Consider the following 14,286-nt stretch of genomic DNA (forward strand, 5'->3'; position numbering starts at 1 on the left):
CTGCCTGGCGCGCTGGGTTCCGAGAACCTGCATGACTGCCTGCCCTCCACGGCGGATTCATCCACCCTCACGGTAAGGCCGGCGGAGGCGTGCTGAATCGGTGTCGTGATGCGCTCTACCGGGACGGCCTAGCGGCTCACCCTGTTGGCCCAGAAGCGAATCCGGACATTCGGCGTATCCACGCGCAAGCCTGTGAAGGAGGTCGCACCCGGTTGGCCCTTGCACCGCTTCCGCGGCCCAGCGCGGAGTCACCGTCCGTGGGAAAAAGAACGGCGACGGCTCCCTGCAGCCGCCGCCGTTCTACAGACCCGGAATCATCGCGAGCCCCCTGCAGACTCGTTTCCCTCCGGGCTGGGCTTCTCTCAGGCCGTCACCACCTCGCCCTTGACGACCTTGACCTCGGTCTCCTCGAGACCGGTCTTGGCAGGCCCCTTCTTCAGGGTGCCGTCGGCTGCGCTGAATGCGCTGCCGTGCAGCGGACACACGATGGTGCCGCCTGCGGGTGCCTTGAGCGTCGCGCCCTGGTGCGGACAGATCGCGTCGAAGGCCTTGACCGTATTGCCGGTGCGCACCAGCACCAGCTTGCGACCATCATCGAGGGTGACGACCTTGCCGCCGTTGGCGGGCAGTTCGGAGAGCTTGGCCAAGGCCGTGCCGCTCTTGGGCGCCTCGCCGGTGCCGGGCTCCTTGGTGGACTTGCCCGCACCCGCGGTGCCGCCGTCGGTCGCCTCGCCCGCTCCGCCGCCCATCAGGCTGCCGCAGGCGCTGACGCTCAATCCCGCGGCCACCACTGCCGAGCCGCACAGCAGTCGCCTGCGAGTGAGCGTTGGGTCCTCGGGCTGCGGCATACCGTTACCTCCATAGTCCAGGAACTGGACCTGCCATCGTGCGCCGACTATCCCGTGACGGCCAGTCGATCCCCATACCAGGTCCGATGTACTTCGTGGTGGGTCTTCGCCACTGAATACGAACCGTCCCTCGGTGTGGTTCACGCAACCTCCGACACGGCGGACAACGACGCGCCGACCCTCCCGTTATGCCCTACTTCGCTGTGAAAGCCCTGAGAAGCGCACGCGGCCACCGGATCGCCTCCGACCTGCCCGTCGGGGACCGCGATGGCCGCGTACCCGCGCCGTGCGTTCGCCTTGTTCATCAGTCCCGCGTGTGTGCGATCACGAGCAGTTCGACCGAGCCTTGGAACAGGTCATCCCAGTCATTCGAGTGGTCTCGCAGCCCGAATTCCCACGGTCACCTCGACTTCCGGCCCACGGGGGTGCACCTCGGCAACACGGTAGAACAACTTGTGAAAGGAGTGATCCACATTGACGAATTCCGCGTGAAAGCCGCTCAGGGCCACCTTGGCTTCGACGACCTGCTGGCCTCCGAAGTAGAATTTCTCGGTCTTCCGCTGGGGACCGCCCTTGGCGGGCGGGAAGTCGATTGCCTTGGTATCAAGCTTGACATAGTGCACTGACTTGTACCTCCTTGGTGATTTTCCTGTGTGCACTATCGACATGCACTTCTTCGCAGGCGACTAAACCGCCTCGGAGTGGCTCCCACTCGGCTGTCGCATCCGCACGAACCCTCGATCGCAGCACGCCCCTGCCCTGACCAGGCCAGTTGATTGATTCTCCCATCTCGATAGTTGCGAGCAGCAGCAATGGCATCGACTCCGGGTGTTCGATCGGAAAGCGCTTTAGCACACCAGCGTGTACCGGTTACAACAAATTGAGTGCTCGACGGCATCGGGACTTGCGCCGCGACCGCGAACTGCCCTTACGGTTGTTGTCGGAGGCGTCCTGTTCATCCAAGGGATCACGCCATTCCTCAAAGACGCGGTGCGGCGTGCGGTTTCTGACACCGATTCATGAGGAGCGATTCGTGCGGTTCAGCATGATGTCGGAATCCAGGCCGGGACTCGTGGTTAACCCGGCGGACGGCAGTCGCCTCATGTCAAGCCGGAGGCGACCGGGACGCGACCGTCAACAGGACCGGCAAATGCCTTCAGCCCGCCAACAAGAAGTTCGACTTCGGCAACAACGTCGTCCCGGTCGACTGCGACGGCACCGACGCCCAGTATTGGAAGATTGATCAGCTCGCACTGCCCGGTCTTGTCGTCGTCCTCATGCCCCCGTCGAAGCCGGACGCCGCGATGGCCCCGCCGGACATCGGCACCGGCTGGACCTTGCCGCGGTTGCACCGGCACTTCGGCAATGCAGACCCCGCCGACCGGCAGTGGCAGCTGTACCAGCGAACCTGACCTGGGCGCAGGGAGACGGGACCGCTCGCGAGGCCGGTCCCGTTCGCGATCCGCGATCAGGCGGTGCGTTCGGCGTGGAGCCTGCGCAGTGCCGTGATGGAGTCCGCGGCGTGCTCGCCGTCGGTGGCCTGGATCGCCATCACGGGGATGTACTCGTCGTCGGGCAGTTCCAGCCGTGCCCACGGGACGCCGTCGGGGAAGGAGACCTCGCGGATCAGCTGCCACGGGATCTGCTGGGTGCCGATCACATTGCGGACCTCGACACCCTGGTCGTCGGCACGCAACCGGGGGCGGGCGAACAGCAACGCGCCCGCGGCCAGCAGGACGCCGACGCCGACCATGGCGATCTGGTCGGACACCTGGAAGTACACGCCGGTCGGGGTCTCCCGCAGCAGCACCGCGACCACGGTGAACACCGCCACCAGCACCACGGCGGACGCGGCGGCGACACGGCGAACCTTGCGGGGGCGGATCTGGAGTGCGCTCATCCGGCGAAGCCCTGCTCGGTCCAGGGGCGGCGGACGCCCCGCAGCACGATCGCGGTCTGCAGGGCGGCAACGCAGGCCTCGAAGCCCTTGTCCTCGACGGAGTCCGGCAGCCCGCACCGGTCCACGGCCTGCTGTTCGGTGTCGCAGGTCAGCACACCATTGCCGACCGGTGTCTCCTCATCCAGCGACACCCGGGTCAGGCCCGCGGTGACGGCGTCGCAGACGTACTCGAAGTGCGGGGTGCCGCCGCGGATCACCACGCCCAGCGCGACGACCACATCGTGGTGCTTGGCCAACGCCTGGCAGACCACCGGCAGCTCCACCGCTCCGGGCACCCGTACCACGGTGGGCTCGGCGACGCCCGCCTCACCGGCGGCCGCCAGCGCGCGGTTGAGCAGTTGGTCGGTGATGGTGGGGTGCCATTTGGTGGCGGCGATGGCCACGCGCAGCTCGGGACACTCGGGAACGTCGACCTCGGGTCGGCCGGAACCGCTCACGCCGTGACACCGCCCTTGCCCTCATCGAGGATGTCGTCCAGTCCGGGCAGCTCATGGCCCATGCGGTCCCGCTTGGCCCGCAGGTACCGCAGGTTCTCCGGGTTGGGGCGGATCGGCAGCTCCACCTTCCCCACGATGCGCAGCCCGTAACCCTCCAAGCCCGCGCGCTTGGCGGGGTTGTTGGTGAGCAGCCGCATCGAGCGGATGCCGAGGTCAACCAGGATCTGCGCGCCGGTGCCGTAGTCGCGGGCATCGGCGGGCATGCCGAGCGCCAGGTTGGCGTCGACGGTGTCCGCGCCGCCGTCCTGAAGCTGGTAGGCCTGCAGCTTGTGCATCAGGCCGATGCCGCGGCCTTCGTGGCCACGAACGTAGAGCACCACGCCGCGGCCTTCGGCGGCCACTCGCTCCAGGGCGGCGTCCAGCTGGGGTCCGCAGTCGCAGCGCAGCGAGCCGAACACATCGCCGGTCAGGCACTCCGAGTGCACCCTGACCAGCACGTCCTCACCGTCGCCGATCTCGCCGTACACCAGCGCCACATGCTCGATGCCGTCGATGACGCTGTCGTAGCCGACGGCCCGGAACGCGCCGTGCGCGGTGGGGATGCGGGCCTCGGCGACCCGCTCGACCTGCTTTTCGAAGCGGCGGCGGTAAGCGATCAGGTCCGCGATGGTGATCAGCGCCAGGTCGTGCTCCGCGGCGAAGACCTCCAGCTCATCGCGGCGGGCCATATCGCCCTCGTCCTTCTGGCTGACCACCTCGCACAGCGCGCCTGCCGGGCGCAGGCCCGCGAGGCGGGCCAGGTCCACGGCGGCCTCGGTGTGGCCGGTGCGGCGCAGCACCCCGCCTTCCTTGGCCCGCAGCGGCACCACGTGCCCCGGGCGGACGAAGTCCTCGGAACCGGCCTTGGCGTCGGCGAGCAGGCGGATCGTGCGGGCCCGGTCGGCGGCGGAGATGCCGGTGGTGACGCCCTTCTTGGCGTCCACCGTCACGGTGTACGCGGTACGCAGCGAGTCCTGGTTGGTGTGGTACATCGGCGGCAGGTCCAGCCGATCGCAGTCCGCGCCGGGCAGCGCGACGCAGATGTAGCCGGAGGTGTAGCGGACCATGAACGCCACGAGCTCAGGGGTGGCCTTCTCCGCGGCGAAGATCAGATCGCCCTCGTTCTCCCGGTCCTCGTCGTCCACGACGATCACCGGACGGCCGTCGGCGATATCGGACAGCGCCCGCTCGATGCTGTCGAACGCGATCCGCCGTACATCCAGGTCGGCTTCGATTCCAGTCACCGGACCTCCTCCTGCGTGCCCCCATTGTCACCCTGGTGGCGGTTGTGCGGATATGCGAGATGCGGCACTGCGAGGCGTTCCACATATTTGGCGAGCACGTCGACCTCCAGGTTCACCTGGTCACCGACCTCGCGGATACCCAAGGTGGTGAGCTCGCGGGTGGTGGGGATGAGGCTCACGGTGAAGTAGTCGTCGCCTGCCTCCACCACGGTCAGCGACACCCCGTCGACGGTGATGGAGCCCTTCTCGACCACGTACCGGGCAAGCTGCGCTGGCAGGGAGACGCGGACGTTCTCCCAGTTCTCGGTGGGCTGCTTCGCGGCGATGACGCCGACACCGTCCACGTGACCCTGCACGATGTGGCCACTGAGCCGGGCGCCGACAGCGACGGCGCGCTCCAGGTTGACCTCGTCGCCGGTGGCGAGCTTGCCCAGCGAGCTGCGGTTGAGGGTTTCCTGCATGACGTCGGCGGTGAAGGTGCCGCCGTCGACGTCGACCACGGTCAGGCAGACGCCATTGACCGCGATGGAGTCACCGTGCTTGGCATCGGAGGTGACGGTCGGGCCTGTGATGGCCAGCCGCGCCGCGTCGGTGAGCTGGTCGACGGCCACGATCCTGCCGCGTTCCTCGACGATCCCGGTGAACACTTACTTACCCACTTCCGCTGTGATGCGCAGGTCCGGCCCCACCGCAACGATCTCCTCGATGCGCAATGAAAGCGCATCGGCGATGGTCTCTATTCCGGTGTCGGTCAGCGCGGCGGGGCCCGCGCCCAGCAGTTTGGGTGCCAGGTACACCAGCACGCGCTGCACGGCGCCAGCCGCGAAGAACGCCCCGGCGAGCCTCGGCCCGCCCTCCAGCAGCAGGTCAACCACCCCGCGCTCGGCCAGCGCGGCCAGCACCTCGTCGGGGTCGCGGGTACGCAGGTGCAGCAGCGGTGCAGTGTCGTCGGTCACCTTCGCGCCGTCGGGAATGTCGCCGACGCCGACCACCACCCGCAGCGGCTGCCGCGGCCCGTGCTCGCCCTCCGGGGTGCGAGCGGTCAGCGCGGGATCGTCGGTCAGCACGGTGCCCAGCCCGACCGCGATGGCGTCCACCGTGGAGCGCATCGCGTGCACGTCGGCGCGTGACTCGGGTGAGCTGATCCAGCGGCTGGTGCCGTCGGCGGCGGCGACGCGGCCGTCGAGGGTGGCGGCGTATTTGTAGGTCACGTGCGGCCTGCCGGTGCGGGCGAAGTGCAGCCACGGTCGCAGCAGTCCCGAGGCGACCTCGTCGCCGAGCAGCCCGCTCTCCACCTTCACGCCCTCGGCCCGCAGGCGCTCAGCGCCGCCGGTCGCCAGCGGGTTGGGGTCGGAGACGGCGTAGATCACGCGGTCGATGCCGGCCTCCAGCAGCGCCTCGGAGCACGGGCCGGTGCGGCCGTGGTGATTGCAGGGCTCCAGCGTCACGACGGCGGTCCCGCCGCGGGCCCACTCCCCCGCCGCGCGCAACGCCATCACCTCGGCATGCGGGCCACCCGGCGGTTGGGTCGCGCCCTCGCCGACGGGATGGCCCCCGGCGTCCAAGACCACGCAGCCGACCGGCGGGTTGGGGCTGGTGGTGCCCGCGACGGAGCGGCCAAGCTCGATGGCCCGGCGCATGGTCGGGGTCAGCTCGGGCCCGTGGGCCGGGTGGTTCACGACCGGGCCGCTTCGGCCTTGGCCCGCAGCGACTCGACCGCCGCGGCCGGGTCGGCGGCACCGTAGACGGCGGAGCCCGCGACAAAGCAGTCCACACCGGCTTCGGCGGCCTGCTCGATGGTGTCGGCGTTGATGCCGCCGTCGATCTCGATCAGCAACTTCAAATGGCCGGTGTCGACGAGTCTGCGCGCGGTGCGGACCTTCTCCAGCACCTCGGCGATGAACGATTGCCCGCCGAAGCCGGGCTCCACCGACATGACCAGCAGCGTGTCGTAGTGCTTGAGCACCTCGATGTAGGGCTCCAACGGCGTGCCGGGTTTCACCGACAGCCCGGCCTTGGACCCCGCGGCACGCAGGTTCTTGGCCAGTTGCACCGGATCGGCGGCGGCTTCGGCGTGCACCGTCACATTGTGGGCACCCGCCTCCGCATAGCCGATCGCCCACCGGTCGGGGTCGTCGATCATCAGGTGGCAGTCCAGCGGGATGTCGGTCGCCTTGCGCAGCGCCTCCACCACCGGCAGGCCCAACGTCAGGTTGGGCACGAAGTGCGCGTCCATCACGTCCACGTGCAGCCAATCCGCGCCGCGCACCGCCTCGGCTTCCTCAGCCAGGCGGGCGAAATCGGCGGACAGGATGCTGGGGGCGATCAGCGGCGGCGTGGTCACGCAGCGAACTCTAACCCCATGCGCCCGTACGCATCCTTTGGTGGCGTCGTCGCGAGCCTCGCGATCACCACCTGTCGGATCGGGGCTCCGACCAGCCATAACAGGCTGCCGGCCGCGGCGATCGCCCGTCGATCGTCGGCAGCGTGTGCGGCGCAGAACACCCCACGCCACGCATAACAACCACGGAAGCCTACGGATGAACACCTGAGCACCGAAGCCGGACTCATGCACGGCCGAGCATTTGCCTCGAGACCATTGGCGCGTACTCAAAATGGCCGCTATATTTGCTTCTCGAGGTCGCACGATAAAAGCGCAGAATAAGGCGACTGCATTTATTTTACGTGAGGGGAAGTCCGGTTGTCAACTTCGGAAACCGTGCAGACAGATGAGCTCGGCAGAGAGCAGGAGTACGTCTCCATGCTCTACGGCCGCCTGGATAACCTCCGTAAACTGGCTTCGACCAGGCTTTCCACCGCACTGAGCGAGTCGGGGGCGAAATTCGCCGCGCAGACCGAACGGGATGTCGCCACCCGCACCTTCGGTGGACAACTGGCCCAATACAGCGCCGTCGAAGCGGGCCTGTGTTTCGGCCGCCTCGATTTCCACGACGGCGGACGTCGCTATATCGGGCGAATCGGCATTTTCGATGAGGAGGACGACTACAACCCGCTGCTGGTGGACTGGCGGGCACCCGCGGCCCGCCCCTTCTACCTGGCGACCGCGGCCTCTCCTGACGGAGTCACGCTGCGCCGCCACATCCGCACCCGGATGCGCAAGGTCGTCGAGATCGACGACGAGCCCCTGGCGCTCGACCAGGATCCGAGCGGTACCTCCACCGTCACCGGCGAGGCCGCACTGCTGGCCGCGCTGAACTCGACCCGCACCGGCCGCATGACCGACATCGTGCAGACCATCCAGGGCGAGCAGGACCGCATCATCCGCTCCGACAACCAGGGCGTGCTGGTCGTCCAGGGCGGGCCGGGCACCGGCAAGACCGCCGTTGCCCTGCACCGCGCCGCGTTCCTGCTCTACACCTACCGGGAACAGCTGTCTCGCCGCGGCATGCTGATCCTCGGCCCCAACTCGACGTTCCTCAGCTACATCGGCCAAGTCCTGCCTTCCCTCGGCGAGACCGGCGTCATGCTCTCCACAATGGGCAAGCTCTACCCCGGCATCACCGCACGCCGCGCGGAGCCGATGGCAGCCGCCGAGGTCAAGGGCCGACTGTCCATGGTGGACGTGATCACGCGGGCCGTGGCCGACCGCCAGCGCATCCCCGAGGACCCCATCGAGATCGTCTTCGACCGTGACCACCACCTGTCGTTGGACGCCGAGATCTGCGAACGCGCCCGAGACCGCGCCAGACGCTCCCGCCGCCCCCACAACCTGGCAAGACCCCTGGTGGTCGAGGAGGTCGTCGAAGCCCTGACCTGGCAGGTGGCCGACCAACTTGGCCGCGAGTTCCTCGACCCCGGCGACATCGCCGACGTCCGCCGCGAACTCCGCCACGAGCCCGAGGTGCTGTCCGCCCTGGATTGGGTGTGGCCTGAGCTGACCCCGCAGGAACTCGTGGCGGATCTCTTCGCCGACGCCGACCGCCTGGCCTCCGCCGCGCCATCACTGTCCGACGAGGAACGTCACCTGCTGCTGCGCGACCAGGACGGCGAGTGGAGCCCGGCCGACGTTCCGCTGCTGTACGAGGCCGCGGAACTGCTCGGTGAGGACGACAGCGAGGCCCGCGCCCTGGCCGAGCGCAAACGCCGCGAGCGCCTGGCCTACGCCGAAGGAGTCTTGGACATCCTGCGGTTGGAGGACGACGAACTCGACCCCGACATCCTGATGGCGGCCGACCTGATCGACGCCGAGCGCCTGGCAGGCCGCCAGGACGAGGATGTGAACCTCACCGCCGCCGAACGCGCCGCCGCGGACCGAACGTGGACCTTCGGCCACATCATCGTGGACGAGGCGCAGGAACTGTCCGACATGGCCTGGCGGGTGTTGATGCGCCGCTGCCCGACCCGCTCCATGACGATCGTCGGCGACGTGGCCCAGACCGGCGACCTCGCAGGCGCCTCTTCCTGGCAGCAGGTCCTGGAGCCTTACGTCGAGCAACGCTGGCGCTTGGAGAAGCTGACCGTCAACTATCGGACCCCAGCCGAGATCATGACCGTGGCCGCGGCGCTGGCATCCGACGTGGACCCGCCAACCTCCGTGCGGGAGACCGGCGTCCCGCCCTGGCGCCGCCAAGTCTCCGACCTGCCAACCGAGTTGGCACCCATCGTGGCCGCCGAGGCCGCCGCGGTCGGCGAGGGCCGCCTAGGCGTGATCGTGCCGGACTCCGAGGTCGCGAAGCTGGGCGAGAAAATCACCGGAGCCATCCCGGAGGCGACCGTCGGCGACAACCCCGACCTGGAAACCCGCATCGTGGTGCTCACGGTGAAGCAGGCCAAGGGCCTGGAATTCGACTCGGTCCTGGTCGTGGACCCGGCAGCCATCCTGACCGAATCCCCCTGCGGCCGTGCCGACCTCTACGTCGCCCTGACCCGCGCCACCCAACGCCTCGGCATCGTCCACCCCGGCGAACCCCCCGCGGAACTGAGTACCGTCTCCGACGGCTGATTCGCGCGGCGGGAAGGCCTTGCCGGTCTCCCCGCCGCGCAGTTGGCTGTGCAGAATCAGATCAGCGAACCGATCACCCGGTAGACGCGGTCGGCGCTGGTTCCCTTGTTCGGGCAGCCACCGAGGTGATGCAGGGCGATCACCTTGTTCGACGAGTTGGAGAGCACCGGGGAGCCGGACGAACCGGGTTCGGTGTCACACAGGTAGTCGATGTTGACGCCGCTGGCGCCGGTTACCTTGCAGTTGCCGCCGTTCTCCCGATCGGACACGACGGACAGTTCCTGCGGGCGGGCCTTGGGGTGACCGATGATGTACATCTCCTCACCCCTGGGGGCCAGCCTGTTCTCCAGTTCCAGATAGCCGAAGCCCTTGATGGCCTCGAAGTCCGCCACGTCGAACAGGGTGACGTCGGTGGCGCGGTCCGTCTTGAGCACGGACTTGGCCTTCACCTTCTTGATCGCGGTCGGGGTTCCGCCGCTGCACGCGGGGCAGTAGTAGTCGAACCAGACCTCGGTGTTGGCCGCCGTCTGGCTGTCGGCGAAGCAGTGGTTGTTGGTCACCATGCGGTTGTTCGGACCGACGCGCCAACCGGTGCAACTACCCTTGCCGTTCATCAGCAATCGAGTCACCGCACGGGTCTTGGCGAATTTCGCGGGATGAGTGGATTCGTAGCATTTGATGTTCTTCATGTCATTCGCGCCGCAGATGGCCTGGATGCCTGCATCCTGGGCGGCGAATTCCTGATCAGTGAAACCGCGGGTGATCCGGTCGACCCGGACGCTGCTGTTCGCCGAGTTCACCGAGACGACGGCGGTGTCGCCGCTGACCGACATCGCCCAGAGGCCTGCGGCATCCGCATCCGCGGCGGTATAGGTGTGCACTTCGACGCCGTCGGGGCTCGCCACCGTGAGCACATCGCCCTTATGCAGGTGGAGGCCTGTGAGATGGACCTTGACGTAGAACGATCCCGGCCGGTGGATCCGGGTCGATCGGTTGTCGCCGTCGAGCCGGACGTCCACTTCCTCCTCGGTGCCGATCTGCTGGACCTGGGTATCGGCCATCGCGGGCTTCGCCGTGGAGACAACACTCCCGGTGAGTCCGGTCAACATCAGGGCGGAGGCTGTGACTATGAGCAGGGTTTTCCGCACAATGACACCTCGTTTGCAATTGTGTGGGCGCGCAGGGAAGCGCTACCCAGCAGTGTCGTGCGGCTTGGATTACTCCGATACCTCCGTTTGCACCAATCGTCGGTCGACTATTGTTCAACTGCCATTAATGGGCATCCCGCCATTCATTCACAAATTAAACGGACGCCCGATTCGTGGCTGTTCAAACCAACTGGTCCGACCGGTCGCGGTGCGGCGACGCCCGTGGATCGCCCTCTGCACCAGACGCCGCGAGGCGGCCGCCACGGCGTGGGTTCGCCGCAACTTTATGGCGTTACACCTTGACTCCGTTTGTTTCAGATGTTGCAGTGTTACTCGTGAGTAGGTTGGACTGGCAGGTCGCGATCGTCGGCGCTGGCTTCGCGGGCATCTGTGCGGCGATCAAGCTGAAGCGTGCCGGGATCCACGACTTCGTGATCCTGGAACGGGCCGACGACATCGGCGGCACCTGGCGCGACAACCGGTATCCGGGCGTCGCGGTCGACATCCCCTCGGTGACCTATCAGTTCTCCTTCGCCCAGACAGGGCGGTGGAGTCGGGTCTTCGCCAAGGGCGCCGAGGTGAAGGCCTACGCCGACGGTCTCGTCGACCGGTTCGGGCTGCGGGAGCACGTGCGGTTCGGCCGGGATGTGGTGCAGGCGGCCTTCGACGAGCAGGCCCACTACTGGGAGATTCAGACCGCCGACGGGCAGCTCACCACCGCCAGGTTCCTGATCTCCGCCCACGGCGTGTTCGGCCAGGCCAAGATCCCGGACATCGAAGGCATCGAGGACTTCGCGGGCACCACGATCCACACCCTGCACTGGGATGAGCAGCATGACCTGCGCGATGAGCGGGTCGCGGTCATCGGCACCGGCGCCTCGTCAGTGCAGCTGGTGCCCGCCATCGCGCGGGAGGTCGCGCGCCTGGACGTCTACCAGCGCACCCCGATCTGGCTGTTCCCCAAGCTCGACATCCGCCTGTCGCCGACGGTCCAGACGTTCCTCGACCGTATTCCGCCGCTGCGTTGGGCGGTTCGCACGGCCGTGGGTGCGGGCATCGAGGTCGCCATGTGGTTGGGCGTCACCAACCACAAGCACCTTCCGTTCCTCAACAAGGGCGTGGAACGCATCGCCAAGCGGCACCTGCGCCGGCAGGTCAAGGACCCCGCAACCCGGGCCCAGCTGCTCCCGACCTACGACTTCGGCTGCAAACGCCCCGCGTTGTCCAACGACTTCTGGCGCTCCTTCAACCGGGACAATGTCGAGTTGGTGACCGCGGGGATCAAGCGCATCCACCCGCACGGCATCGAGACCGCCGATGGCACGGTGCGGGAAATCGACACCCTGATCCTTGCCACCGGCTTCAAGTTCTTCGAGTACGACAGCGTGCCGGGCTATGCCATCAAGGGCGAGAAGGGCGTCGACCTCCGTGACTGGTGGCTGGAGAACCGCTTCCAGGCCTACGAGGGCATCTCGGTCCCCCGCTTCCCCAACCTCTTTCTCATTCCCGGTCCGCACTTCGCGACCAGCTGGTCATGGCTGGTCATGGTGGAGTCGCGCACCGATCACGCGCTGCGCTGCATCACCCACGCGCTCCGCAACGGCGCCACCTATTCCGCTGTGCGACGCGACGCCCACGACAAGTACGTCGCCGAGGCCCGCGCGGCTTTGGAGAAGTCGCTGTTCCTCACCGGCTCCTGCGCCGGTTCCAATACCTATTACCTGGACCGCAACGGCGAACCGTCCATCGTCCGCCCGCAGTCCAGCGTCACCGCTTGGTGGCGCGCCAACCACTTCCCACAGGACCACTACGAGCTACGCACCGTTCGCGCCGAAACCACGGCAGCCGTGCGCTGATTCCGTCATGCCTGCCGCGGGCACGCGTGACCGACACCGCCTGGTTCGCCGGTGTCCGGCACTGCGACCCAAAGGCGTGCGGCATCACCCTGCTCGAAGCCATCAGCACCGCGACCGTCGCTGTCTCGGCCGCGTAATCGGCGCGGAACCGCGGAATGAGCAGCATGCTGATCTCCTCGGTGCTTTCGCCGTCCGGCTTCACCAGGGGCGACTCGACGTCAGGCGAATCGCCCGGGTGCACGAACGCCGGCTAAGACTGCTCCCGCCCAGCGCGTCGCGGCTATGGCTTTCGGCCCAACCGCACCGCTCCCCCGATGGTCACCGGACCGGTTCGCGAACCTCGTCCGAGCGGGTGATGCGCCGCTTCGTCAACCAGTAGGCGGCCAGCACGAGCAGGACAAACGGTGGACCCGCCAGCCAGGCGATCCAGAACTGCTTGGTGAACCACGTTGTCACCAGCACCGCCGCGACCATCAGGATGCCCGCGACGCTGGTCGCCACCCCGCCGGGCAGCCGCACCGGCGACGGTGGTTCACCCGAGGCACGCCTGCTGCGTCGGAACGCGATCTGCGTGGCGAAGATCAGCAGCCACACCAGCAGCCCGCCGAACAACGCCATGCCGATGAGGATCGGGAACGCCTCCTCCGGCGAGAACACCGAGATCGCCGCCGCCAGCGCCAACCCGGCGGCGGACAGCGCCAGTGCGTTGCGGGGAGCACCGCCCGGGCTGAGGCGGGCGAACCACCTCGGCGCATGGCCGTCCAGGGCCAGCGAGTGCACCATGCGGGCGGAGATGTAGAGGTTGGTGTTCATCGCCGACAGGGCCGCGGTGAGGATGACGAAGTTCATCACCCCCGCGGCTGCGGGCACCCCCGCGATCTCGAACAGCCGGACGAATGGACTTTGCAGCACGCCCTCGGCGCCAGCGGCCTGCTGCCACGGCACGATCGCCACCACGATCGCGATGGCCAGCACATAGAACAGACCGAGTCGCAGCACGATGCGGCGGGCTGCCTTGGGTACGTCACGCTGTGGATCGCGGGACTCGGCCGCGGCCACCGCGACGACCTCTGTCCCCAGATAGGAGAAGGTGACCACGGTCATCGCCAGCCATACGGCGGCCAAGCCGTTGGGGGCGAAGCCCCCGTACTCGGTCCACGCGCCGACGCCCGCGGGCTCCCGGCCGGGCAGACCGACACCGATGTAGAGCAGGCCGATCACGATGAACGCGACGATGGCGGCGACCTTGATCATGGCGAACCAGAACTCGAACTCGCCGAAGAACCGGACCGCCACCGCGTTCACCCCGAGCAACAGCACTGAGAAGCCGACCACCGGAATCCACAGCGGCACCTCGGGCCACCAGAATCGGACGTAGAGCCCCGCGGCGACGACCTCACCGCCGATGTTGACGACCTGAGCGGCGAACAGCACCCAGCGCTGGGTGAACCCCGCCCACGGGCCCAGGTAGCGGTGCGCGAGAGCGCCGAAACCGCCCGCGTCCGGGTGCACGACGGTCATCTCGGCCAATGCGAACGCCAACGCGAAGGCGAGCACCGCTCCGATCGCGAAGGCGATGATCACCGCCGGGCCTGCCATCGAGATGGCCAGACCCGAACCCAGGAACAACCCGGTGCCGATGGCGCCGCCGATCGCGATCATGCTGATCTGTCTGCTGGTGAGCTCCCGCCGCAACTGCGTCAGCGGCTGTTCCCCCACGGTCCCCACTCGTCATCCCCTTCCGAACTGTTGCGCTCACCCAGCGGAGGCAGCTTATTGTCCTCGCACACA

The 14,286-nt window shown here is 67.7% G+C and carries 13 protein-coding genes; 3 read left to right on the forward strand and 10 right to left on the reverse strand.

What is annotated here, in order from left to right; translation table 11 throughout:
- Positions 1 to 362 precede the first annotated feature (362 nt).
- A complete protein-coding gene (locus ACU6XJ_RS28075; protein ID WP_476318162.1) occupies positions 363 to 848 on the reverse strand; it encodes a Rieske (2Fe-2S) protein in 486 nt (161 codons plus the stop codon).
- Between the two features lie 365 nt (positions 849 to 1,213).
- Complete coding sequence (locus ACU6XJ_RS28080; RefSeq protein WP_476318165.1) at positions 1,214 to 1,471, reverse strand: hypothetical protein; 258 nt, start codon at positions 1,469 to 1,471, stop codon at positions 1,214 to 1,216.
- Between the two features lie 654 nt (positions 1,472 to 2,125).
- Between ACU6XJ_RS28080 and ACU6XJ_RS28085 the strand changes: the two genes are divergently transcribed.
- The gene (locus ACU6XJ_RS28085) at positions 2,126 to 2,260 is read left to right on the forward strand and encodes a hypothetical protein (RefSeq protein ID WP_476318168.1); all 135 of its coding nucleotides are present in this window, start codon (positions 2,126 to 2,128) and stop codon (positions 2,258 to 2,260) included.
- Between the two features lie 56 nt (positions 2,261 to 2,316).
- On the opposite strand, the gene ACU6XJ_RS28090 is transcribed toward ACU6XJ_RS28085, so the two are convergent.
- Genes ACU6XJ_RS28090 through rpe form a run of 6 tightly spaced genes read right to left on the reverse strand, consistent with a single transcriptional unit; the run spans position 2,317 to position 6,872 of the window.
- Entirely contained in the window at positions 2,317 to 2,748 is a 432-nt protein-coding gene (locus ACU6XJ_RS28090; RefSeq protein WP_476318171.1) for a PH domain-containing protein, read from the reverse strand.
- Positions 2,745 to 3,245, reverse strand: a complete 501-nt coding sequence (gene ribH / locus ACU6XJ_RS28095; protein ID WP_476318174.1) for a 6,7-dimethyl-8-ribityllumazine synthase — start codon at positions 3,243 to 3,245, stop codon at positions 2,745 to 2,747. Before ribH ends, ACU6XJ_RS28090 begins: the two co-directional genes overlap by 4 nt.
- A complete protein-coding gene (locus ACU6XJ_RS28100; RefSeq protein WP_476318177.1) occupies positions 3,242 to 4,528 on the reverse strand; it encodes a bifunctional 3,4-dihydroxy-2-butanone-4-phosphate synthase/GTP cyclohydrolase II in 1,287 nt (428 codons plus the stop codon). The genes ribH and ACU6XJ_RS28100 overlap by 4 nt, the downstream gene beginning before the upstream one ends.
- Positions 4,525 to 5,175: a riboflavin synthase gene (locus ACU6XJ_RS28105; protein ID WP_476318180.1), complete on the reverse strand. Its 651-nt coding sequence runs from the start codon at positions 5,173 to 5,175 to the stop codon at positions 4,525 to 4,527. The genes ACU6XJ_RS28100 and ACU6XJ_RS28105 overlap by 4 nt, the downstream gene beginning before the upstream one ends.
- Positions 5,176 to 6,168 carry a bifunctional diaminohydroxyphosphoribosylaminopyrimidine deaminase/5-amino-6-(5-phosphoribosylamino)uracil reductase RibD gene (ribD, locus tag ACU6XJ_RS28110; protein WP_476318675.1) on the reverse strand — a complete coding sequence of 331 codons (993 nt, stop codon included), beginning with the start codon at positions 6,166 to 6,168 and terminating at the stop codon, positions 5,176 to 5,178.
- A 35-nt stretch (positions 6,169 to 6,203) separates the two neighbouring features.
- Positions 6,204 to 6,872 carry a ribulose-phosphate 3-epimerase gene (gene rpe / locus ACU6XJ_RS28115; protein ID WP_476318183.1) on the reverse strand — a complete coding sequence of 223 codons (669 nt, stop codon included), beginning with the start codon at positions 6,870 to 6,872 and terminating at the stop codon, positions 6,204 to 6,206.
- A 417-nt stretch (positions 6,873 to 7,289) separates the two neighbouring features.
- Here rpe and ACU6XJ_RS28120 point away from each other — a divergent pair, with 417 nt between their 5' ends.
- Positions 7,290 to 9,491 (forward strand): HelD family protein, encoded by a 2,202-nt coding sequence (locus tag ACU6XJ_RS28120; RefSeq protein ID WP_476318677.1) that lies wholly within the window; start codon positions 7,290 to 7,292, stop codon positions 9,489 to 9,491.
- A gap of 56 nt (positions 9,492 to 9,547) precedes the next feature.
- On the opposite strand, the gene ACU6XJ_RS28125 is transcribed toward ACU6XJ_RS28120, so the two are convergent.
- Positions 9,548 to 10,600: a trypsin-like serine peptidase gene (locus tag ACU6XJ_RS28125; RefSeq protein WP_476318186.1), complete on the reverse strand. Its 1,053-nt coding sequence runs from the start codon at positions 10,598 to 10,600 to the stop codon at positions 9,548 to 9,550.
- 374 nt (positions 10,601 to 10,974) lie between these two features.
- Here ACU6XJ_RS28125 and ACU6XJ_RS28130 point away from each other — a divergent pair, with 374 nt between their 5' ends.
- Positions 10,975 to 12,495: a flavin-containing monooxygenase gene (locus ACU6XJ_RS28130; protein WP_476318189.1), complete on the forward strand. Its 1,521-nt coding sequence runs from the start codon at positions 10,975 to 10,977 to the stop codon at positions 12,493 to 12,495.
- Positions 12,496 to 12,813: 318 nt separating this feature from the next.
- On the opposite strand, the gene ACU6XJ_RS28135 is transcribed toward ACU6XJ_RS28130, so the two are convergent.
- Positions 12,814 to 14,223 (reverse strand): amino acid permease, encoded by a 1,410-nt coding sequence (locus tag ACU6XJ_RS28135; protein WP_476318191.1) that lies wholly within the window; start codon positions 14,221 to 14,223, stop codon positions 12,814 to 12,816.
- Between the last annotated feature and the right edge of the window lie 63 nt (positions 14,224 to 14,286).

The sequence above is a fragment of the Actinorectispora metalli genome (assembly GCF_056323685.1).

What these genes read in the sequence shown, in the direction of transcription:
- ACU6XJ_RS28075 (WP_476318162.1), bottom strand. Translation starts at nt 848, where the DNA reads ATGCCGCAGCCCGAGGACCCAACGCTCACTCGCAGGCGACTGCTGTGC.
- ACU6XJ_RS28120 (WP_476318677.1), top strand. Translation starts at nt 7,290, where the DNA reads ATGCTCTACGGCCGCCTGGATAACCTCCGTAAACTGGCTTCGACCAGG.
- ACU6XJ_RS28085 (WP_476318168.1), top strand. Translation starts at nt 2,126, where the DNA reads ATGCCCCCGTCGAAGCCGGACGCCGCGATGGCCCCGCCGGACATCGGC.
- ACU6XJ_RS28125 (WP_476318186.1), bottom strand. Translation starts at nt 10,600, where the DNA reads ATGTTGACCGGACTCACCGGGAGTGTTGTCTCCACGGCGAAGCCCGCG.
- ribD (WP_476318675.1), bottom strand. Translation starts at nt 6,168, where the DNA reads ATGCGCCGGGCCATCGAGCTTGGCCGCTCCGTCGCGGGCACCACCAGC.
- ACU6XJ_RS28090 (WP_476318171.1), bottom strand. Translation starts at nt 2,748, where the DNA reads ATGAGCGCACTCCAGATCCGCCCCCGCAAGGTTCGCCGTGTCGCCGCC.